Source organism: Streptomyces sp. 3330 (genome assembly GCF_031456635.1).
Taxonomy (GTDB): Bacteria; Actinomycetota; Actinomycetes; order Streptomycetales; family Streptomycetaceae; genus Streptomyces.
Map to the genome: position 1 here is coordinate 101,639 of NZ_JAVDVA010000024.1, position 20,637 is coordinate 122,275.

Genomic DNA, 20,637 nt, shown 5'->3' on the forward strand with positions numbered 1-20,637 from the left:
GCGTTACTCAGTCGGTGGGGGCGGTGCGGGCGGCCACCATCAGCTGGCCCAGTGCCAGACCGCCGTCGCCCGGCGGCACCAGCCGGTGCCGCAGGACCGTGAAGCCGTCCTCGCGCAGGGCGGCGGCACAGGCCGAGGAGAGAAGCGTGTTGGCGAACACGCCTCCGGTCAGGGCGACCGTGTCCAGGCCGTGCCGCTCCCGGGCCCGCGCGCAGATCCGGTGCACCAGGCCGGTCACCGCCCGGTGGAAGCGGGCCGCGATCAGCTCGGGTGCCACGCCGGCCCGCAGGTCGGCGACGATCGCGGCGAGGACGGGCGCGGGGTCGGCCCGTACCGCGTCGCCCGCTGCGCGCCCGGAGGTGCGGAGGCCGAAGGCGTACGCGGCCCGGTCTCCGGCGGGTGCGCGCAGCGCCGCCGCCTCCAGCTCCACGGCGGCCTGCGCCTCGTAGCCGGCGCGGTGGCACACCCCCGCCAGGGAGGACACGGCGTCGAAGAGCCGCCCCATGCTGGAGGTGGGGACACAGTGCAGGCCGCGCTCCACCTGCCGCTCCAGCACCCGCAGTTCGTCGGGAGGGCAGGCGGCCGTGCAGGGGAGGTCGGCCGCCCGGTCGATCCCGGCCGCCCGCAGATGGGCCAGTGCCATGCGGTACGGCCTGCGCACGGCGGTGTCGCCACCGGGCAGCGGGACGTACGCGAGGTGCCCGAACCGGCTGAAGCCGTCGTAGTCCGCGAGCAGGAACTCCCCGCCCCACACGGCTCCGTCGTCCCCGTGGCCCGTGCCGTCGAAGGCGACGCCGATCACCGGGCGGGTGCCGTCCAGTCCGTGCTCGGCCATCGCGGCGGCCACGTGCGCGTGATGGTGCTGGACACGTACGACGGGCCGGTCCGCCGCATGGCGGTCGGCCCAGCGGGCGGAGCGGTAGCCGGGATGCCGGTCGGCCGCCAGGGTGCCGGGCCGTACGCCGGTGAGGGACTCCAGGTGTGCCACCGCGCCCTCGAAGGCCCGCTGGGTCGCGAGGTCGTCCATGTCGCCGATGTGCGCCGACAGCCAGGCGCGCCGGCCGGCCCCGAGGCAGAAGGCGTTCTTCAGGTCGCCGCCGACGGCGAGGGCGGGGCGGACGGGCAGCGGGAGGGAGACCGGCAGCGGGGCGTAACCGCGGGAGCGGCGGATCACCAGCGGCTCCCCGTCGCAGACGCGGACCACGGAGTCGTCGCAGGGGACGTGGATCGGCCGGTCGTGCGCGAGCCAGGCGTCGGCCAGCGGCGCGAGCCGCTCCAGCGCCTCGGTGTCGTCGGTGACGATCGGTTCGCCGGACACGTTCCCGCTGGTCATGACGAGCAGCCGGGGACCGTCCGGGTCGCCGGGCAGGCCGAGCAGGAGATGGTGCAGCGGGGTGTACGGCAGCATCACGCCGAGGTCGGGGCTGCGGGGCGCGACGCCCTCGGCGGGGCGCGGGTCCCCCGCCGCGCACACCGGGTCCGGGCACCGGCGCAGCAGGACGACGGGCCGGACACCGCCTTCGAGCAGCTCGCGCTCCTCGGGGCCGAGCCGGACGAGGTGCTCGACGTCGGCCGCGGCCCGGGCCATCACGGCGAACGGCTTGTCCCCGCGTGCCTTGCGGCGGCGCAGGCGGGCGACCGCCTCCTCGTTCGTGGCGTCGCAGGCCAGGTGGTAGCCGCCCAGTCCCTTGACGGCGAGGATCGCGCCGCCCGACAGCAGCGCGCGGGACTCGGCGACCGGGTCCGTCCCCACGGGTTCGCCGGACGACGGGACCAGCAACCGCAGCCGCGGCCCGCAGGACGGGCAGGCGACCGGCTGGGCGTGGAAGCGGCGGTCGGCCGGATCCGTGTACTCGCGGGCGCAGTCGGGGCACAGGGCGAAGCCGGCCATGGTGGTGTGGGCCCGGTCGTACGGCACGCCGGTGACGATCGTGAAGCGCGGGCCGCAGTGCGTGCAGTTGACGAACGGATGGCGGTACCGCCGGTCCGCCGGGTCGGCCAGCTCGGCGAGGCAGTCGGCGCAGGTGGCGGAGTCCGGGGAGACCAGGGTGCGGGCCGGTCCGCCGGTCCGGGAGGTGAGGATGGCGAACGCGGTGTCGCCGACGGGCGGCAGTTCGTGGTGGTGGACGGACTCGACGCGGGCCAGCGGGGGCGCCTGGGCGGCGATCAGGTCGCAGAACCGGGCCACGGCCGACGCGCTGCCCTCGACCTCCGCGACGACGCCCTCCGGGGTGTTGGTCACGTGTCCGGCCAGCGCCAGCTCGGTGGCGAGACCGTACAGGTAGGGCCGGAAGCCCACGCCCTGCACCACTCCGCGGACGGTGACCCGGCGGCGCAGCGGCGGTTCGCCGACGACGGCCGGCGGGGGCGGAGCGCTCACGAGCGGGTGGGGGCGAGGTCGCCGTCGGTCTCGTCGGCGTGGGTGTGCGGGTGGGGATGGGAGTGCGCGTGACCGGGGTCCGGCCGGCCGGCCATCACCGGCGTGTGCGGGGGCGCGCCCTCCGCGGCGGCGAGCGCCCGGTCGAGCAGCGCGCCCACGCCCTTCCCCCGGCGGGCCGAGGTCAGGACCACCTCGACGCCCGGGTTGACCCGCTGCACGTTCGCGCGGAAGGCGATCTCGTCGAACTCCACGGCCTCCGCGAGGTCGATCTTGGTGACGACGACCAGATGGGCGAGGCCGAACGCGGTGGGGTACTTGAGCGGCTTGTCCTCGCCCTCCGTCACCGAGGCGAGGACGACCCGCAGGGTCTCCCCCAGGTCGTAGCCGGCGGGGCAGACCAGGTTGCCGACGTTCTCCACGAACAGCAGCCGGGTGTCGTCGGGCAGCCACCCGTCCAGGTGCCCGGCGAGCATCCCCGCCTCCAGATGGCACAGTCCGTCGGTGAGGACCTGCTTGACCGGCGCGCCCGACCGGGCCAGCCGGATCGCGTCGTTCTCGGTGGCCAGATCGGCGGTCAGCGCCGCCACGGGCACCGCCCGCTCCCGGGCGCGCAGCAGTTCGCTCTCCAGCAGAGCGGTCTTGCCGCTGCCCGGGCTGGACAGCAGGTTGACGACCGTGGTGCCGTGCGCCGCGAGGCGGGTGCGCAGCGTGTGGGCGCTCGCGTCGTTCTTCGCAAGCACGGCCTGGCGCAGGTCGACGACACGGCACATGGTTCAGCACTCCTCGGAGATCGGTTCGCGGGTGGGCGCGGGGTCGCCGGTCTGCCACTGCACGGCGGCGATCCGCAGTTCCCGGCCCGCGAGCAGATCGGTGGTCGTCCCGTCGCACGCGGGGCAGGTCAGCCGGGGTGGCATGCCGACGGCCCACTCGTGGCCGCAGGGTGTGCAGCGGGCCCGCCCCGGCACCGCCTCGGTGACCAGTTCGGCGCCTTCCAGCAGCGTTCCGGCGCATACGAGTTCGAAGCAGAAGGCGAGCGAGTCGGGTACGACGCCGGCCAGTTCGCCGACCTGGAGCCGTACCGATCGCACCGCCGTGACATCGCCGGCCCGCTCGGCGGCCTCGGCCACCTGGTCGACGACGGCCAGCGCGACGGACATCTCGTGCATGGGTCTCCGTCCTTTCGCGGCCTGCCTCGGGTCGGCCTTCATTAGAGGCGCGCGCGCCGGGGCCGCCCGGTCCGGCACGCCGTCGCCGGCCGCCGGGTACGCCGTTCGACGCAACCGCGCGGCACCCCTGTGGCGGCCGCGGTCACATCCGCCGGATGCGCAGGTAGCGCCGCACGTCGGGAAACACCTCGGCGCCGATGACGACCAGGGCCGCGAGGGCCGCTCCGCCGATGACGATCTTCTTCATCCCGTCTCTCCTCATGTCGAGATCCCGTCGGCCGTGGCCCGCGTCGCGGACTCTCCCGGCTCCCCGTCGCACAGCAGCTCCTCGATCAGCCGGACCGCTTTGGGCACCGCGTCGGACACCGGCGGGCTGAGACCGACGCCCTCGTCCACCGTGGCCGGTTCGCACCCGACGACCAGGACACGCCGTGGCGGCTCGCCGCCGGTCCCGGCGCACAGGGTGCCCAGGAGCGCCAGGACGGCGTCGGGGGTCATCCGGTGGCCGTCCAGGGCGGGCGCCGCGCCGGGCGGCGGGGCGCCGTCGCCGACGTCGTGTTCGATGACGTACAGCGTGCCGGGGGCTTCACCGCGGGCCGTGGCGTCCACCAGGACGAGGGTGTCGTAGCCGTCCAGGAGCTGGTAGGCGAGGTGGACCCCGCGCACGCCGATGTCCACGACCTCGACGTGTCCGGGCAGGTCGCGGTCGGCGAGCAGGCGGGCGGTCTCCACGCCGAAGCCGTCGTCCGAGAGGAACATGTTGCCGATGCCCGCCACGAGGGTGCGCGCAGCGGCCGGTGCGGGAAGGGTCACACGTCCTCCTGCGCCAGGGTGACCTCGTCGGGCTGGAAGTACAGGAACCGGCCCTGTTCGCGGCGGATGTCGGCGCCCGGGTCGCCGTCGACCGTGACGGCCAGGTGCACGCCGCCGTCGACGTCGTGCAGCACCGCCTCGACGGTCGCGGTGCGGCCGCGCAGGAAGATGTCCTGCGCGTCGGTGCGCCGCAGGCCGGGGCGCAGCTCGACGCGGCTGCCCTTGGCCACCGGCCGGCCGTCCACCAGCACCTCGTCCTGCGCCGGGTCGAAGCCCGCCTCGCTCGCGGGATCCCACCAGGGGGTGTCCGGGCGCTGCACGCCGTATTCGTCGGGAAAGCCGCCGTCCGCGGCGGCGGGGGCCGGGCCGGTCGCCTCGCGCAGGCTGCGCACCGCCCCGTGCAGCCGCTCCAGGACCTCGGCCGGCATCGAGTCCGCCAGCTCGATCACCGCGGCCGCCCGCTCGTCGGTGCCGCGGGCCTCGCGTTTCTCCTCGTCGGTGAGGGCCGCGGTGCGCAGTGCGAGGATCTCGTCGATCTCGGTGGCGTCGTAGAGCGCGCCGGGGCTCTCCGGCGCGATGGCCGGATGGTCCTCCAGGATGATCGGCGAGGACAGCACGAGGTCGGCGGTGCCGGGCTCGCCCGCGAGCACGGGCCAGGTGTGCAGGTTGCGGCAGGCGGCGACCGCACCCTTCGCCCACTCGGGGGGATCGGTCATCGACAGGAACGATCCGGCGCTGAGGGCCATGAGGAGGTGGGTGGCCACCAGGGAGCGCGGCAGCGCGGCGTCGCGGCCGGCGTCGGCGGTGTCGGACGGCGTCCAGTCACTGGTGTTCTCGACGACGGCGGTCAGCCGCACGGTCCGGTAGGGGCCGTCGAGCTCACGGGCGGACAGCCGGATCGTCCCGCTGATCTCCTCGCACCGGCGCACGAGCCGGCCGACGGTGCGGCCGGCCGCGTCCAGGACGGGTTCGACGTCCTCCCGGGCGGGACGGCGGAAGGGACGCGTGACGCCGTCGCCGAGGAGTTCGTCCACCGGGGCGACCACCTCGACGCGCTCCTCGCCTCCCTCGTCCCAGGGCATCAGCACCCGGTCGTCGAGGCGGAGTTCGGCGACCGTCTCGAAGCCGCCGTCGGGGCGTGCCCGCTGCACGGTGCGCCGTCGGGCGTGCAGGAAGCGCACCTCGACGGAGAGCGTCGCGCCCGGCTTCGGTTCCATCAGGCACTCGGTGTGCTGGAAATCGTGCTCCTCGCACTCGGCGCCCCAGCCGGGCGGCACCAGCACGCCGAACTGCCAGCGCAGCCGGTTCTTGGCCGCGGAGGCGCGGTACGGATAGAGCACATAGCCCTCGAAGAGGACGGCGTCGGCCACCTGCCGGGCGAGGGCGAACCGCTCCTGCGTCTCGGAGGCGAACGCGGTCACGGTCACGGATCCGTCCTTCCGGTGGTGCCGGTGAGCGCGCGCAGCGGGTCGTGCGGGGGCGGGACCGCGTCGGCTCCTTCGTCGAGCAGGGCCTTGAGGGTGGCGTCCCAGGAGGGCAGCGCGTGCCGGGAGCGGTAGGCGAGGAGCGCGGCCATGGTGTCGCGCGGCAGCCGGAGCCATCCGCACCCGGGGAAGTGCTGCTCGACCATCTCCCGCCAGGTCTCGACCGGCATCCGGAAGGCCGCCTCCCGGTCCCACGGCACCGGCTCGACCCGGAAGCCGCCCTCGCCGGTGAACGCGGTCCCGGAGAACAGCATCAGCAGCGGCACCTCGCCGGTGGTGAGGGCGTCGAGGTAGCGGGTCGCCGCGATGTCCATGTCGTAGGTGCAGGGCACGACGAGGTCCGTCTCGGTCTCTCCGGTGAAGCCGGGGACCATGTGCGAGATCTGCGCGAACTGCACCGGCTGGAGGGTGCTTCCCCAGCGGGAGCGCTCGCCGAAGAGGTCGGCCAGCCCGTCGGCCTCGGCGGGTTCGTAGCCGCGGCGGGCGGGTTCGACCCGGATCTGGCAGCGCAGCGCGAGGGCGTGCACCCGGGCGTCGTCGGCGGCGGTGACCCGCAGCCGGAAGACGAGGGTCGGTCCGGCGGCGTAGCGGTCGGCCCGGACGCCGGTGCAGGAGAAGGAGAACTCCGTCACGGCCGTGCCTCCTCGTCCACCGGCCGGGCCCGTCGCGCGACGTCCGCGAAGAACGCGTCCAGCGCCGCCCTGGCCTCGGCCCCGCCGTCGAAGCCCTGCCACAACAGGCGCATACGGCCGACCAGTTCGTAGCAGATGTCGATCGGCACGAGGTGGCATTCGATGCGGCCGTCGGTGCGGCGCAGCAGCAGCGCCTCCACGTCGGGTTCGAGCAGGGCGGCGAGCCGGCTGCCGCCGAGGACCGCCGTCCAGGTGGCTGGTTCGAGTTCGCTCTCGGTGGCGCCGGCCGGGCTCGGGTAGAGGGCGACCAGCCGGTCGAGGGCCGCGTTGCGGAAGAGGAAGGCGACGCCGACCGGGATCTGCAGCGCGTCCCAGGCGGTGTCGTCGAGGCCGTGCGCGGGGTCGGTGAGACAGCGGGCCGGGACCGTGCGGAAGCGGCCCGCGGCGGCGCCCGGCTGTTCCATCAGCAGCGCGCAGGCCGCACAGGCGCAGACGAGGGCGCGTTTTTCGGTGTCGACCAGATGACGGTGGTCCGCCTCGACCGGCACGGCGCACAGCTCGCACCGTTCGGCCCGCGCAGGCCGCTCGGTGAGGAACCTCCGCAGGCCGGGGGGGCGCGTCGCCGGGGACGCCGTCATCGGGCGCCCGTCGGTGCGGTGCCGATCTGGAGGAGCGTGGGCCCCGACGGCGCTGTCCGCACCTCGACGGTCCTGACCTCCGGTGCGAAGCAGGCGAGGGCCGCCCGCGCGGCCTCCCGGGCGCTGTCGCCCGAGCCGCATCCGCAGCCGCCGGCCTCCCGGGCCCGCAGCGTCAGGGTGCCGCTCTCCTCGTCGAAGTCCTCGACGTCCAGGGCGTGTTCGCGGACGCTGTCGAGGGCGCGGGTGATGCGGGTGTCGCGGTCCTCGGGGTGCAGATCGTGCAGGACGAGCAGGCTCGCGACGAGTTCGTCGCCGAGCAGGCGCGCCAGCGGGTCGCCGCCCGGGGCGGCGGACAGCAGGTGGAGGACGCGGGCCAGGCCGGCGCCGTAGAAGTCCATGAGGGAGCGGACGAGTTCCTCGGCGGCCTGGGCGGCGGCCGGGTCGCCGCTCGCGGCGAGCCGGTCCAGGACCTCCTCGACCCGGCGGCCGGTCTGTTCCGCGTCGACGGGGCGCGCCGTCGTCGGCGCGCTCATCCGCCCAGTCCGCTCAGGCCGGTGGGCACGTGCATCGTCTTCACCGTCTTGCCGCCGCCGACGTACATGTGGACGCCGCAGGGCAGACAGGGGTCGAAGCTGCGGACGGCGCGCATGATGTCGATGCCCTTGAAATTCTCCGGGGTGTTCTCCTCGAAGATGGGCGTGTTCTGGACGGCGTCCTCGTACGGGCCCGGCGTGCCGAAGGTGTCCCTGGTGCTGGCGTTCCAGGGGGTGGGCGGATACGGGTGGTAGTTGGCGATCTTGCCGTCGCGGATCACCATGTGGTGGGACAGGACCCCGCGGACCGCCTCGGTGAAGCCGACGCCGAGCCCCTCGTCCGGGACCTCGAACTTCTCCCAGGTCTGGGTGCGTCCGGCGCGGACCTCCTCGAGGCCCTTCTCCGCGAAGTGCAGGGCGACGGCGGCGGAGTAGGCCTGGAAGTAGGTGCGCGCGCGGTTGCGCTCCAGCGCGTTGGACCACTTCGGGATCCGCCACTCGAAGCTGGTCTCCGGCTTGGTCATGGTGCGCGGCAGGTTGATGACCACGCTGTGGCCGGTGGCCTTGACGTACCCGATGTCGACGAGCCCGGACAGCGCGGTCGACCACAGGCGGGCGATGGGCCCGCCGCCGGTGTCGAGGGCGAGGTGGTCCTTGCCGTCGAACCAGCGCGGGGACATGACCCAGCTGTACTTGTCGTCGAAGTTCCGCTTCTGCGGGGCGGGGATGGTGTGCTGGTTCCACGGGTGGCGCGGATCCACCGGGTTGCCGAGCGGGTCGTGGGTGACGAACTGCTCCTGGCCCTGCCAGTCCTCGTAGTACGAGCTGCCCAGCAGGATGCGGATGCCGAGGTTGATCTCGGTGAGGTCGTTGGTGACGAGTTTGCCGTCCACGACGACGCCGGGGGTGACGAACATCCGCCGGCCCCAGTCCGTCATGTTGGCGTAGGTGAAGTCGCAGTACTCGGGGTCGTTGAGCGCGCCCCAGCAGCCGAGGAGCACCCGGCGGCGGCCCACCTCCTCGTAGCCCGGCAGCGCCTCGTAGAAGAAGTCGAACAGGTCGTCGTGCAGGGGCACGACGCGCTTCATGAACTCGACGTAGCGCATCAGGCGGCTGAGGTAGTCCGTGAACAGCTGCACCGAGGCGATGGTGCCGACGCCGCCCGGGTACAGCGTGGAGGGGTGCACATGGCGGCCCTCCATCAGGCAGAACATCTCGCGCGTGTAGCGGCTGACCTGGAGGGCCTCGCGGTAGAACTCCCCTTCGAGGGGGTTCAGCGAGCGCATGATGTCGGCGATGGTGCGGTAGCCGTGCTCGGCCGCGTGCGGGGCCTCGGTGCGCTCGGCGAGTTCGAGGACGCCCGGGTTGGTCTCCCTGACCATCTTCTCGCAGTAGTCGACCCCCACCAGGTTCTCCTGGAAGATGTTGTGGTCGAACATGTACTCCGCGGACTCGCCGAGGTTGATGATCCACTCGCCGAGGTGCGGGGGCTTCACGCCGTACGCCATGTTCTGCGCGTACACCGAGCAGGTGGCGTGGTTGTCGCCGCAGATGCCGCAGATGCGGCTGGTGATGAAGTGGGCGTCGCGGGGGTCCTTGCCGCGCATGAAGACGCTGTAGCCGCGGAAGACCGACGAAGTGCTGTAGCACTCCGCGACCCGCTTCTGCTTGAAGTCGATCTTCGTGTGGATGCCCAGGCTGCCCACGATCCGGGTGATCGGATCCCAGGCCATCTCCACCAGGCCGCTGCCGTCGCCGGCCGCCTTCGTCCTTGCCATCGTCTTTGCCGTGCCCTTCGTTGCGCGGGGTTCGGGTGGGGGTGCGCGAAGCAGAAGCGGGTCACTCGCGGTGGGGCGTCACCAGGGGGGCCGGTAGCCGGTGGTGATCTTCTCTCCGGTCCGGCGCCACTTGGGCTCCTGGTCCACCGTCTTCGCCGTGAACGAGCGCAGCTTGCGGACCACGGCTCCGTAGGCGCCGCTGGCGGTGCTGGAGAGCTTGGCTCCGGGCGGCTCGTCCATGAACGGCATGAACTTGTCCGGGAACCCGGGCATGGTGCAGGCGATGCAGATGCCACCGACGTTCGGACAGCCGCCGATGCCGTTCATCCACCCGCGCTTGGGCACGTTGCACTTGACGACCGGACCCCAGCAGCCCAGCTTGACCAGGCACTTCGGCGAGTCGTAGGACAGGGCGAACTCGCCCTGCTCGTAGTAGCCCGCGCGGTCGCAGCCCTCGTGGACGGTGGCCCCGAACAGCCAGGTGGGACGCAGCTTGTCGTCCAGCGGGATCATCGGGGCGGCGCCGGTCGCCTGGTAGAGCAGGTACGTGAGCGTCTCGGAGAAGTTGTCGGGCTGGATGGGGCAGCCGGGGACGCACACGATGGGGATGCCAGCCCGGGACTTCCAGTCCCAGCCGAGGTAGTCCGGCAGGCCCATGGCGCCGGTCGGATTGCCCGCCATGGCGTGGATGCCGCCGTAGGTGGCGCAGGTGCCGATGGCGACGACCGCCAACGCCTTGGGGGCGAGCCGGTCGATCCACTCGCTGGTGGTGATCGGCTGACCGGTCTCCGGGTTGTCGCCGAAGCCGCACCAGTACCCCTCGGGCTTGATCGCCTCGTTGGGGATCGAACCCTCGACGACCAGCACGAACGGGTCGATCTCGCCGCGCTCGCCCTTGAAGAACCACTCGATGAACGTGTCCGCGCCGCCGACCGGACCGCACTCGAAGTCGATCAGCGGCCAGTGGACGGCGACCTTCGGCAGCCCCGGCAGCGCGCCGAGCACGATCTCCTCGATGCTGGGCTGCATGGCCGCCGTCAGGGCGACCGAGTCGCCGTCGCAGCTCAGCCCCGCGTTGATCCAGAGAATGTGGATCGTGGGTGTCTCGTCGGCGGGAGCAGCGCCGACCGTCTTCGTCGTCGCCTCAGTCATGGGACCGCCTCCTGGGGAGGTATGGAATGAAAGCCCCATTTCAGGACTTTCCACGTTCATCGAATTCTTGGTATCAGCCGATGGCCCGCGACGGGATGCCGAGGGGGGCCGTTCCGGTGAATCCGGTGGCGGACGGGCCCGGATCGGTTTGAAAGGCGCAGACATGCGACGGGGTGGCCGCGGGGCGCTCCTTGCGGACGAACGCCCGGCGCAGCGCGTGGTACGGGGCGTCCGGGTCGTCGAAGGTCCGCCGCATCCGGGCGAGCTCCCGCTCCCGGAAGGCGGCCGGCGGGGTCTCGCTCTCCCGCCGCTCCAGCTCCGTCTTCTTGGCGGCGATCCGGGTCGCGGTCGCCGGCCGGGCGGACAGGTGCGCGGCCAGCCGGCCGACCTCCCCCGCGAAGGCTTCCGGACCGGCGTCCACCACCCGGTCGACGAGCCCGAGGCCCAGCGCGCCCGCCGCGCTCACCGGCAGCGCCTCCCGCATGAGGCGTTCCGCCACCGCCGGACCGACCCGGCGGGGCAGGGTGTACGTCCAGTACTCGGAGCCGTACAGGCCCATCAGACGGTAGTGCGGGTTCAGCACGGCGCCCGAGCGGCACCAGACCTCGTCCGCCGCCAGGGCGAGCATCACCCCGCCCGCCGCGGCGTTGCCCGCGACCGCGGCGACCACCAGGCGGTCGGTCGTCGTCAGGACCGCCTCGACCAGGTCGTCGACGGCGTTGATGTTCGCCCAGGACTCGGCCGCGGGGTCGTCGGCGGCCTCGATGACGTTGAGGTGGATCCCGTTGGAGAAGAAGTCCCGCTCGGCGCCCAGGACCAGCACCGACGTGGGCCGCTCGCACGCCTCCCGGTACGCGTCGAGCAGCCGGCGGCACTGCGCGGTGCTCATGGCGCCGCCGGGGAAGGCGAACGACAGGAAGCCGACGTCGCCGCTCTCCCGGTAGCGGATGTCGGACCAGGTGGCCTCCGGCGCCTCGGGCAGCGGCGGCAGCAGGTCGCCGAGGGCCAGGACGGCGGGCAGCTTGTACGTGGGCGGCTGCCCGGCGAGCCGCCGGGGGCGCAGCTCCGGGAGCCACACGGCACCGTCCCCCGTGGCCCGGCAGACTGCTCCGGCCCGGGTCGCCAGCAGCTCGCCCGGGCGTCCGCGCAACGCGCTCTCGGGGTGGCCGCCGTGCAGGTACCACTCGCGGCCGAGCAACGTGTCCAGCACTCCGGGCTGCGAGTCCGCCGCCCTCAGCTTGCGCAGGACCGTGTCGGTCGTGTCCTCGGCCCAGTCGATCCGCCGGACACTCTGGTCGAGGTACGGGCGCGGACGCAGGCGGGCGTCGGCCGCGCGGGCGGCGCCCTGCCGCTGCGGCACATGGGTGCCGCCGGCGAAGCGCTCCACCGCCAGCAGGACGGCATCGAGCGCGGCGTCGGCGACCTCGCCCCGGTACAGCGCGCTCTTGGACACCTGCGAGAGCCGGCAGGGCACACAGGCCCACACGTCACCGGCGTCCATCTCCCCGTCGGCCTGCAGGACGGTGACGCCCCACTCCTCGATGCCCTCGTGGATCGCCCAGTCGAGGGAGGACGGTCCGCGGTCGCCCACGGGGCCGGGGTGGACGACGAGACACGGGTAGGCCGCCCAGACCTCCTCGGGGATCACCGACTTCAGCATCGGCGCCACGACGAGCTGCGGTGCGTGCCGCCGCACGGCGTCCGGCAGCGAGCCGCCCGGCAGGGCGAGTTCCACCGCCACCCGGTGGCCGCGGTCGCGCAGCTCGGCGTGGACACGCTGGGTCAGGCTGTTGAACGCGCTGGCTAGGAGCAGGATGCGCACGGCTGCCTCCGGGCGGGACGATCGGCAGGCAGAGATGACCGCCGACGCGATCCTCGGCCCCAGCGGCCCGCCGCCCCCGGCGACAGGCGGTCGGATCATCCGAAATCATCCGAAAGCGGGCAGCCGTCGGCCGTCCGGTGTCATCGACGGCCGCCGGCCCACCCGCGGTGGCGGCAGCTCGGCGACCCCGGCGTCCCGGGTCGGCCGCCGCAGGGCGTCAGTGGCGGCGCAGTCCGCTGGTGATGCGCTCCCACGGGGAGCGGGTGGCGCCGAAATGCGTCTCGTGGGCCCAGATGTGGGTGCACGACCGGCACTGGAGGTGGAGCAGGCTGCCGGTGTTGGAGAGCAGATAGCGCCAGTGCTCGGAGCAGGTGCGCCCCTGCTCGCACGGGGCGCAGCCACGACGGTCGTCGCAGTGGGGGCAGGCCACCCAGGCCCGGCGCCCGATGTCGGCCTGGGGGTCAAGCGGCAGCATGGCCGTCCCCTCGGCGCGGCAGCACACCGGCCGCCACCAGCTCGTCGTACACGCGCTGCTGCTCCGCGCCGAGATCCGAGTACAGCAGCGCGTACGCCGCCTCCTCGTCGCGCAGCGCGGCGACCGGGTCCCACTCGGGGCCGAGGGCGTCCAGGACGTGGGCGCGCCGGAGCATCTCGTGGGAGGTCAGGTCGATGGTCAGGTCCGCCGGTGCGGGGGCGCCGGGCCGGCCCGTGGTGGGTCCGCCCGCCGCGCCGGATTCGTCCGGCTCGTCAGGAAGGGCACGATCATGGGGGGACATGCGACCGAACGTAGGTAACCCTTCCTCGCCCGGACAAGAGCAGGTGGGAGAAGTCACAGCCCTTGGTCCCGGTCCGCCCCTGCCGGGAAGGGACCACCCAGGCCGGTACGTCCCCGCCCGGGAAGGGGCTCCCGCCGCGCTCGGTCGTGGCGTCGGCGCCCGCGATCGGCGGGATCCCGGCGCCGTGTCGGCCGAGCGGCGGAGGCCGGTACGGCGCGGGCGCGGACGGGCAGCGCGACGGTCGGCCCGTCGGCGCTCGTCCGGGTCGTCCTCGCCCGTCCCCGCAGGGCGGGCCGCCGCGCCGGTGACGCGCGGGCCGCCCTGCGGGAGACGGGCTCGTCTGCCTCGTCGGCCTCGCCGGCCTTGTCCGCGCGGTCGGAGCGGGCCAGGATGCTGCGCGTCGCCCCGCCCGCCGCCGGGGCGCGTCGACCCTCGCCCGCCGACGCCCGCCACGCGGCCGAAGCGGCCCGCCCGGCGGGGAAGAGGCCGAGGTCACAGGGGGCGAGCGGTCAAGGTCACAGCCGCGCCCTCTGCTCTCGCTCGGCCCGTCTGGCCTAGCATCCGAGCATGACGGTCCTGCCCGAAGACGGGCTTTCGCTGGCCGCCGAGTTCCCTGACGCGACTCCTGAGCAGTGGCAGCGCCTCGTGGCGGGTGTGCTGCGCAAGTCGGGCAGGGACGTCTCGGACGCGGCAGCCGAGGAAGCCCTGTCCACCGCGCTGGAGGACGGGCTCCGCCTCCGGCCCCTGTACAGCGCCCACGACCCCGCGCCCGACCCCGGCCTGCCCGGTTTCGCGCCCTTCGTCCGGGGCGGCCGGGCGGAGGGCAACTCCGTCGGCGGCTGGGACGTGCGGCAGCAGCACACGTCCGGCGGCGCGGTCCTCACCGACCTCGAGAACGGCGTCACCTCGCTGTGGCTGGTCCTCGGCGAAGGCGGCATCCCGGTCGCCTCGCTCGAGCGGGTGCTCGACGGCGTGTATCTCGACCTGGCGCCCGTCGTCCTGGACGCCGGAGGCGATGTCGAGTCCGCCGCACGGGAGTTGCTGCGCCTGTACGAGGAGCGAGGTGTCGCCCCGGAGGCGGCGCGCGGCAACCTCGGCGCCGACCCGCTGGGCCACGAGGCCCGTACCGGCCGCGGCCACGACTTCACCCCCGTGACCGGTCTCGCGCGCCTGTGCGCCGAGAGGTATCCCGGGCTGCGGGCGCTGACCGTGGACGCGCTGCCGTATCACGAGGCCGGCGGTTCGGCCGCGCAGGAGCTGGGCTGTTCCATGGCGACCGCCGTGGCCTACCTGCGGGAGCTGACCGAGGCGGGCCTGCCGGCGGATCTCGCCGCCGGCCAGCTGGAGTTCCGGTACGCGGCCACCGCCGACCAGTTCCTGACCGTCGCCAAGCTCCGCGCGGCGCGCCGGCTCTGGGCGCGGGTCACCGAGGTCTGCGGGGCCGCGGCCGGTCAGGTGCAGCACGCCGTGACCTCGCCGGTGATGATGGCCCGGCGCGACCCCTGGGTGAACATGCTGCGCACGACCGTCGCGACGCTCGCGGCCGGGGTGGGCGGCGCCGACGCGGTGACCGTCCTGCCCTTCGACCACTCGCTGGGGCTGCCGGACGCCTTCGCACGGCGCATCGCCCGCAACACGTCCACGATCCTCATCGAGGAGTCCCACCTGGCCCGGGTCGTCGACCCGGCCGGCGGCTCCTGGTACGTGGAGCGGCTCACCGACGAACTCGCCCACGCGGGCTGGGAGTCCTTCCGGGAGATCGAGCGGGCGGGTGGCCAGGCCGCCGCGCTGCGCTCGGGCCGGATCGGCCGGGACCTGGCGGACACCTGGGAGGCCCGCAGCGCCAAGCTGGCCGGGCGACGCGAACCCGTCACCGGCGTCAGCGAGTTCCCGAACCTCGCCGAGCGTCCGGTCGAGCGCGAGCCCGCGCCCGCGCCCCGCTCCGGCGGGCTGCCCCGGGTACGGCGCGACGAGTCGTACGAGAGACTGCGCGCCCGCTCCGACGCCCACCTCGCGGCGACCGGCTCCCGCCCGCGGGTCTTTCTGGCCGCCCTCGGTCCCGCCGCCGCGCACACCGCCCGCCTCGGCTTCGCCGCGAACCTGTTCCAGGCCGGCGGCATCGAGCCCGTCACGGACGGCTCCTTCGCGGACAGCGGCGCCACCGAGGCCGTCCTCTGCTCCAGCGACGCCCTGTACGAGGAGCAGGCGGCGGCCCTGGCCCACGAGCTCCGGGACGCGGGCGCCTCGCACGTGTTCCTGGCGGGCCGCCCGGGGCAGTACCCGGGTGTCGACACGTACGTCTTCGCGGGCTGCGACGCCGTCGCCGTGCTCTCCGCCGCCCTCGACCGCATGGGAGTGTCCTGATGGGAATCCCCGACTTCTCCGGGATCGAGCTGGGGACCCCGGCCGTCGACGGCGGCCCCGACGAGTGGCGTACCGCCGTCAAGCAGGCCACCGGCGGTGACGAGCCGCTGTGGGAGACCCCGGAGGGCATCGCGGTCAAGCCGCTGTACACGGGCCGCGACCTGGAGGGCCTGGACTTCCTGGGCACCTACCCGGGCATCGCCCCGTACCTGCGCGGCCCGTACCCGACGATGTACGTCAACCAGCCCTGGACGATCCGCCAGTACGCGGGCTTCTCCACCGCCGAGGAGTCCAACGCCTTCTACCGGCGCAATCTGGCGGCGGGCCAGAAGGGCCTGTCGGTCGCCTTCGACCTCCCCACCCACCGGGGCTACGACAGCGACCACCCGCGCGTGACCGGCGATGTCGGCATGGCGGGCGTGGCCATCGACTCCATCCTCGACATGCGGCAGCTCTTCGACGGCATCCCGCTGGACAAGATGACGGTGTCGATGACGATGAACGGCGCGGTGCTGCCGGTCCTCGCGCTCTACATCGTGGCGGCGGAGGAACAGGGCGTGCCGCCCGAGAAGCTGGCCGGGACCATCCAGAACGACATCCTCAAGGAGTTCATGGTCCGCAACACCTACATCTACCCACCGAAGCCGTCGATGCGGATCATCTCCGACATCTTCGCGTACACCTCGCAGCGGATGCCCCGCTACAACTCCATCTCCATCTCCGGCTACCACATTCAGGAAGCGGGCGCGACGGCCGACCTGGAACTGGCGTACACGCTGGCCGACGGAGTCGAGTACATCCGGGCCGGGCGGGCGGCGGGGATGGACGTGGACGCGTTCGCGCCGCGGCTGTCGTTCTTCTGGGCGATCGGCATGAACTTCTTCATGGAGATCGCCAAGATGCGGGCGGCGCGGCTGCTGTGGGCGAAGCTGGTCAGGCAGTTCGACCCGCAGAACGCCAAGTCGCTCTCCCTGCGCACCCATTCGCAGACCTCGGGCTGGTCGCTGACCGCGCAGGACGTGTTCAACAACGTGACCCGCACCTGCGTCGAGGCGATGGCGGCGACGCAGGGCCACACGCAGTCGCTGCACACCAACGCCCTGGACGAGGCGCTCGCGCTGCCCACCGACTTCTCGGCGCGCATCGCCCGCAACACCCAGCTGCTGATCCAGCAGGAGTCCGGCACCACCCGGGTGATCGACCCGTGGGGCGGCAGCGCGTACGTCGAGAAGCTGACGTACGACCTGGCCCGCCGGGCCTGGGCGCACATCCAGGAGGTCGAGCAGGCGGGCGGCATGGCCAAGGCCATCGACGCAGGCATCCCCAAGCTGCGCATCGAGGAGGCCGCGGCCCGCACCCAGGCGCGCATCGACTCCGGCCGCCAGCCGGTCATCGGCGTCAACAAGTACCGCGTCGGGACCGACGAGCAGATCGACGTCCTCAAGGTCGACAACTCCTCCGTCCGCACCCAGCAGATCGAGAAACTGCGCCGGCTGCGCGCGGAGCGGGACGAGCGGGCCTGCCAGGACTCGCTGGACGCGCTCACCCGGGCCGCGGGCGGCGACGGCAATCTGCTGGAGCTGGCGGTGGACGCGGCCCGCGCGAAGGCGACCGTCGGCGAGATCTCCGACGCCCTGGAGAAGGTGTACGGACGTCACGCGAGCCAGATCCGTACGATCTCCGGCGTGTACCGCAACGAAGCAGGCGAGTCCCCGTCCGTGGACCGCACCCGCGCTCTCGTGTCCGCGTTCGCGGACGCGGAGGGCCGCCGCCCGCGCATCCTGGTCGCCAAGATGGGCCAGGACGGCCACGACCGCGGCCAGAAGGTGATCGCCACCGCGTTCGCCGACCTCGGCTTCGACGTGGACGTCGGCCCGCTCTTCCAGACCCCGGCCGAGGTGGCCCGCCAGGCGGTGGAGGCGGACGTGCACATCGTGGGCGTCTCGTCGCTGGCCGCCGGCCACCTGACCCTCGTGCCGGCACTCCGCGAGGAGCTGGCGGCGGAGGGCCGGGAGGACATCATGGTCGTGGTCGGCGGGGTCATCCCGCCGCAGGACGTGCCCACGCTCCTGGAGATGGGCGCGGCGGCCGTCTTCCCGCCCGGGACGGTGATCCCGGACGCGGCCTACGACCTGGTGGCACAGTTGTCGGCCGACCTCGGACACGACCGGTGATCGATGTCGACGCCTATGTGAAGGGTGTGCTCGACGGGAAGCGCGCGGTCGTCGCCCGCGCCATCACACTCGTCGAGTCCACCCGGCCCCAACACCGTGCGCTCGCGCAGCAGTTGCTGACCGAACTGCTTCCGCACAGCGGCCGGGCCCGGCGGATCGGCGTCAGCGGGGTGCCCGGCGTGGGCAAGTCGACGTTCATCGACGCGTTCGGCACCCTGCTCACCGGACTCGGCCACCGGGTCGCGGTGCTCGCCGTGGACCCGTCGTCCAGCCGCACCGGCGGCTCGATCCTCGGCGACAAGACCCGCATGGAGCGTCTGGCCGTCGACCCTGCGGCCTTCGTCCGCCCCTCCCCCACCGCCGGCACGCTCGGCGGCGTCGCCAAGGCGACGCGCGAGTCGATCGTGGTGATGGAGGCCGCGGGCTACGACGTGGTGCTGGTCGAGACGGTCGGCGTCGGCCAGTCGGAGACCGCGGTCGCGAACATGGTCGACTCCTTCCTGCTGCTCACCCTCGCCCGCACCGGCGACCAGCTCCAGGGCATCAAGAAGGGCGTCCTGGAACTGGCCGACGTGATCGCCGTCAACAAGGCGGACGGTCCGCACGAGCGCGACGCCCGGACGGCGGCCCGCGAACTGGCGGGCGCGCTGCGCCTGATGCACGGCCGGGACGCGGCCTGGACACCCCCCGTGCTCAGTTGCAGCGCCCGCGAGTCGACCGGCCTGGACACGGTCTGGGAACGCCTGGAGCAGCACCGCACGCTCCTCGACTCCACCGGCCGTCTCGCCGCCAAGCGCCGCGACCAGCAGGTCGACTGGACCTGGACCATGGTCCGCGACGAACTCCTCGGCCGTCTGCACGCCGACCCGGCGGTGCGGGCGCTGGCCCCCCGTCTCGAACAACAGGTCAGGGACGGCGAGTCGACCGCCACCCTGGCCGCGGAGCACATCCTGAAGGCGTTCGGCGCAAAGGAGAACTGACCGGCCCCGGACGACGGCGTCCGCCGGACGTCCGCCCTCGCGGCGAGGTTCGTCCCGCCGCCGAGGACACCCGGGCCGCAATCGCCCTTCCCGCTCGTGCCGTCGGCGTCGCCGCCGACCGGACCGTACGTGACGCGGTCGCGCCGTCACCCCGTCGCGCCGTCACGGAGAAGCCGGGACGCGGACACGCACCCTCACACGCGAAGACACAACCGCCCGCTCAAGGCACCCTTGTGCCAGTATCTGCACCCGAGTTCGCCCTTCGGGGGACGGCGGCGGCACTTTCCCCATATTTTCTACAGTGCTGTAGATTCGATGTGGCGCATCCGCGCACGACATCTCCATCAGACTCGACCATCTCAACCAGGAGGAAGACAGTGGGAGTTTCCCTGTCCAAGGGTGGCAACGTATCCCTCAGCAAGGCGGCGCCCGGCCTGACCGCGGTCCTGGTCGGCCTGGGCTGGGACGTGCGGACGACCACGGGCACCGACTACGACCTCGACGCCTCCGCCCTGCTCCTGGACGCGTCCGGCAAGGTCCTGTCCGACCAGCACTTCGTCTTCTACAACAACCTGAAGAGCCCGGACGGTTCGGTCGAGCACACCGGCGACAACCTCACCGGTGAGGGCGAGGGCGACGACGAGTCGGTCAAGGTGAACCTCGCCGCCGTGCCCGCCGAGGTCGACAAGATCGTCTTCCCGGTCTCCATCCACGACGCCGAGAACCGCGGCCAGAGCTTCGGCCAGGTCCGCAACGCGTTCATCCGCGTCGTCAACCAGGCGGGCGGCCAGGAGATCGCACGGTACGACCTCTCCGAGGACGCCTCGACCGAGACCGCGATGGTCTTCGGCGAGCTGTACCGCAACGGCACGGAGTGGAAGTTCCGCGCCGTGGGCCAGGGGTACGCCTCCGGACTCGCCGGGATCGCCTCCGACTTCGGCGTCAACGTCTGACCGGGGCGGCCTTCTCGGACCCGGCCGCCCCGCCGCGGGGCGGGGCAGGCCGGCCGGCCGCCGGACCGCACCGGCACGCCCGTCTCCTCGCCCGGCGGAGTCGTCCCGACGCCCGGTGCGTCGCCTCCGTGCGCGCGGCCGGACCGGTGTGCTCCCGCCGGCACGGGCGCGGGAAGAGCCAAGGGCGGGGTGGGGACGAGCCGCTCGTCCGGTGCACCCGTCGAGCAGGTGAGTATCCATACTCAGGCGCGTTCCCCGCCCCCGGCACGACACTGAGGCTCCGATCGCCCTTACCGGAGGTTCCCTCGTGTTCAGCCGTGCCGTCATCGCCCTGACACCGTTCTTCGGGCGGCTCACCGTCACCAGTGAGATCAAGCTGCGCCTGCCCGCGGGGACCCTCTTCGTGGCCAACCACGACTCCCTGGCCGACCCCGCCGTCGTGATGACCGCGCTGCGCAGACTGGAGCTCGAACCGGTCGTGATGGCGACCGCGGGACTGTGGCGCATACCGCTGCTCGGCCGGGCGCTGACCCGGGAGGGTCACATCCCGGTCCACCGCCGGACGGCGCACGCGGCGCTCGCGCTCGACGCCGCCGCCGAGGCGCTGGCCGGAGGACGGCACGTGCTCCTCTACGGCGAGGGCCGGCTGCCGCGACGCAGGGACGCGGCGGCCACCGCGCCCGAGCCGTTCCGTACCGGGCTCGCCCGGCTGGCGCAGGCGACCGGCGCGCTGGTGGTGCCGGTGGGGCACGCGGGCGCGCGGCGGATCGCCTCCGGGTCGGCCGCGAAGCAGCTGGCGGGCACCTTGACGGCGCCGGTCAGGCGACCGCACTGCCATGTCCACCTCGGCGCACCGCTGCGGCTGCCCGCGGAGACGGAACGCGGCACGGCGGCCGCCCGGCTCGCCGTCACCACGGCCTGGCGCACGGCGGCCCGCGCCGTGGGCGAACACCCCAGGTAGTCACGGCAGAGGACCCGGGCCGGACGGGGGC

The 20,637-nt window shown here is 73.4% G+C and carries 19 protein-coding genes; 5 read left to right on the top strand and 14 right to left on the bottom strand.

The genetic code is table 11. From position 1 onward, the window contains the following. Window positions 1-7: 7 nt before the first annotated feature. From hypF to J2X68_RS32035, 14 genes are all read right to left on the bottom strand, one after another. On the bottom strand, window positions 8-2,380 hold the full coding sequence (gene hypF / locus J2X68_RS31975; RefSeq protein ID WP_310436088.1) for a carbamoyltransferase HypF: 2,373 nt from the start codon (window positions 2,378-2,380) through the stop codon (window positions 8-10). Then, window positions 2,377-3,150, bottom strand: coding sequence for a hydrogenase nickel incorporation protein HypB (hypB, locus tag J2X68_RS31980; RefSeq protein WP_310436089.1), 774 nt, complete (start codon window positions 3,148-3,150; stop codon window positions 2,377-2,379). The genes hypF and hypB overlap by 4 nt, the downstream gene beginning before the upstream one ends. Before the next feature lie 3 nt (window positions 3,151-3,153). Then, the gene (hypA, locus tag J2X68_RS31985; RefSeq protein ID WP_310436090.1) at window positions 3,154-3,546 is read right to left on the bottom strand and encodes a hydrogenase maturation nickel metallochaperone HypA; all 393 of its coding nucleotides are present in this window, start codon (window positions 3,544-3,546) and stop codon (window positions 3,154-3,156) included. A 142-nt stretch (window positions 3,547-3,688) separates the two neighbouring features. Beyond that, window positions 3,689-3,793: a DUF6893 family small protein gene (locus tag J2X68_RS40350; RefSeq protein WP_399041339.1), complete on the bottom strand. Its 105-nt coding sequence runs from the start codon at window positions 3,791-3,793 to the stop codon at window positions 3,689-3,691. Window positions 3,794-3,804: 11 nt separating this feature from the next. Then, complete coding sequence (locus tag J2X68_RS31990) at window positions 3,805-4,305, bottom strand: hydrogenase maturation protease (protein WP_399041351.1); 501 nt, start codon at window positions 4,303-4,305, stop codon at window positions 3,805-3,807. 50 nt (window positions 4,306-4,355) lie between these two features. Then, complete coding sequence (locus J2X68_RS31995) at window positions 4,356-5,786, bottom strand: hypothetical protein (RefSeq protein ID WP_310436092.1); 1,431 nt, start codon at window positions 5,784-5,786, stop codon at window positions 4,356-4,358. Continuing rightward, window positions 5,783-6,475 (bottom strand): DUF6084 family protein, encoded by a 693-nt coding sequence (locus J2X68_RS32000; protein WP_310436093.1) that lies wholly within the window; start codon window positions 6,473-6,475, stop codon window positions 5,783-5,785. Before J2X68_RS32000 ends, J2X68_RS31995 begins: the two co-directional genes overlap by 4 nt. After that, complete coding sequence (locus tag J2X68_RS32005) at window positions 6,472-7,113, bottom strand: DUF5947 family protein (protein WP_310436094.1); 642 nt, start codon at window positions 7,111-7,113, stop codon at window positions 6,472-6,474. Before J2X68_RS32005 ends, J2X68_RS32000 begins: the two co-directional genes overlap by 4 nt. Next, window positions 7,110-7,646, bottom strand: a complete 537-nt coding sequence (locus tag J2X68_RS32010; protein WP_310436095.1) for a hypothetical protein — start codon at window positions 7,644-7,646, stop codon at window positions 7,110-7,112. The genes J2X68_RS32005 and J2X68_RS32010 overlap by 4 nt, the downstream gene beginning before the upstream one ends. Continuing rightward, window positions 7,643-9,424, bottom strand: coding sequence for a nickel-dependent hydrogenase large subunit (locus J2X68_RS32015; RefSeq protein ID WP_310436096.1), 1,782 nt, complete (start codon window positions 9,422-9,424; stop codon window positions 7,643-7,645). The genes J2X68_RS32010 and J2X68_RS32015 overlap by 4 nt, the downstream gene beginning before the upstream one ends. A gap of 78 nt (window positions 9,425-9,502) precedes the next feature. Continuing rightward, on the bottom strand, window positions 9,503-10,576 hold the full coding sequence (locus J2X68_RS32020) for a hydrogenase expression protein HypE (RefSeq protein ID WP_310436097.1): 1,074 nt from the start codon (window positions 10,574-10,576) through the stop codon (window positions 9,503-9,505). A gap of 73 nt (window positions 10,577-10,649) precedes the next feature. Continuing rightward, the gene (locus J2X68_RS32025) at window positions 10,650-12,398 is read right to left on the bottom strand and encodes an enoyl-CoA hydratase-related protein (protein ID WP_310436098.1); all 1,749 of its coding nucleotides are present in this window, start codon (window positions 12,396-12,398) and stop codon (window positions 10,650-10,652) included. A gap of 217 nt (window positions 12,399-12,615) precedes the next feature. Then, a complete protein-coding gene (locus J2X68_RS32030) occupies window positions 12,616-12,873 on the bottom strand; it encodes a hypothetical protein (protein WP_310436099.1) in 258 nt (85 codons plus the stop codon). Next, on the bottom strand, window positions 12,860-13,174 hold the full coding sequence (locus J2X68_RS32035) for a DUF6400 family protein (protein WP_310436100.1): 315 nt from the start codon (window positions 13,172-13,174) through the stop codon (window positions 12,860-12,862). Before J2X68_RS32035 ends, J2X68_RS32030 begins: the two co-directional genes overlap by 14 nt. A 567-nt stretch (window positions 13,175-13,741) precedes the next feature. On the opposite strand from J2X68_RS32035, the gene J2X68_RS32040 reads away from it, so the two are divergent. The 5 genes from J2X68_RS32040 to J2X68_RS32060 all read left to right on the top strand — a co-directional run bounded on the left by J2X68_RS32040 (window position 13,742) and on the right by J2X68_RS32060 (window position 20,606). Continuing rightward, window positions 13,742-15,538, top strand: coding sequence for a methylmalonyl-CoA mutase subunit beta (locus tag J2X68_RS32040; protein WP_310436101.1), 1,797 nt, complete (start codon window positions 13,742-13,744; stop codon window positions 15,536-15,538). Then, the gene (gene scpA / locus J2X68_RS32045; RefSeq protein ID WP_310436102.1) at window positions 15,538-17,712 is read left to right on the top strand and encodes a methylmalonyl-CoA mutase; all 2,175 of its coding nucleotides are present in this window, start codon (window positions 15,538-15,540) and stop codon (window positions 17,710-17,712) included. The genes J2X68_RS32040 and scpA overlap by 1 nt, the downstream gene beginning before the upstream one ends. Beyond that, window positions 17,709-18,692, top strand: coding sequence for a methylmalonyl Co-A mutase-associated GTPase MeaB (gene meaB, locus J2X68_RS32050; RefSeq protein ID WP_310436103.1), 984 nt, complete (start codon window positions 17,709-17,711; stop codon window positions 18,690-18,692). The genes scpA and meaB overlap by 4 nt, the downstream gene beginning before the upstream one ends. 377 nt (window positions 18,693-19,069) lie before the next feature. Continuing rightward, window positions 19,070-19,645 carry a TerD family protein gene (locus tag J2X68_RS32055; RefSeq protein ID WP_310436104.1) on the top strand — a complete coding sequence of 192 codons (576 nt, stop codon included), beginning with the start codon at window positions 19,070-19,072 and terminating at the stop codon, window positions 19,643-19,645. 307 nt (window positions 19,646-19,952) lie between these two features. Beyond that, window positions 19,953-20,606, top strand: a complete 654-nt coding sequence (locus tag J2X68_RS32060; RefSeq protein WP_310436105.1) for a lysophospholipid acyltransferase family protein — start codon at window positions 19,953-19,955, stop codon at window positions 20,604-20,606. Window positions 20,607-20,637: the final 31 nt, after the last annotated feature.

Bases quoted from the DNA above. Each gene is read 5' to 3' on its own strand.
- J2X68_RS32040 (WP_310436101.1), top strand. From the start codon at position 13,742: ATGACGGTCCTGCCCGAAGACGGGCTTTCGCTGGCCGCCGAGTTCCCT.
- J2X68_RS32020 (WP_310436097.1), bottom strand. From the start codon at position 10,576: ATGACTGAGGCGACGACGAAGACGGTCGGCGCTGCTCCCGCCGACGAG.
- hypB (WP_310436089.1), bottom strand. From the start codon at position 3,150: ATGTGCCGTGTCGTCGACCTGCGCCAGGCCGTGCTTGCGAAGAACGAC.
- J2X68_RS32010 (WP_310436095.1), bottom strand. From the start codon at position 7,646: ATGAGCGCGCCGACGACGGCGCGCCCCGTCGACGCGGAACAGACCGGC.
- J2X68_RS40350 (WP_399041339.1), bottom strand. From the start codon at position 3,793: ATGAAGAAGATCGTCATCGGCGGAGCGGCCCTCGCGGCCCTGGTCGTC.
- J2X68_RS32005 (WP_310436094.1), bottom strand. From the start codon at position 7,113: ATGACGGCGTCCCCGGCGACGCGCCCCCCCGGCCTGCGGAGGTTCCTC.
- J2X68_RS32030 (WP_310436099.1), bottom strand. From the start codon at position 12,873: ATGCTGCCGCTTGACCCCCAGGCCGACATCGGGCGCCGGGCCTGGGTG.
- J2X68_RS31990 (WP_399041351.1), bottom strand. From the start codon at position 4,305: ATGTTCCTCTCGGACGACGGCTTCGGCGTGGAGACCGCCCGCCTGCTC.
- scpA (WP_310436102.1), top strand. From the start codon at position 15,538: ATGGGAATCCCCGACTTCTCCGGGATCGAGCTGGGGACCCCGGCCGTC.
- J2X68_RS32015 (WP_310436096.1), bottom strand. From the start codon at position 9,424: ATGGCAAGGACGAAGGCGGCCGGCGACGGCAGCGGCCTGGTGGAGATG.
- J2X68_RS32035 (WP_310436100.1), bottom strand. From the start codon at position 13,174: ATGTCCCCCCATGATCGTGCCCTTCCTGACGAGCCGGACGAATCCGGC.
- hypA (WP_310436090.1), bottom strand. From the start codon at position 3,546: ATGCACGAGATGTCCGTCGCGCTGGCCGTCGTCGACCAGGTGGCCGAG.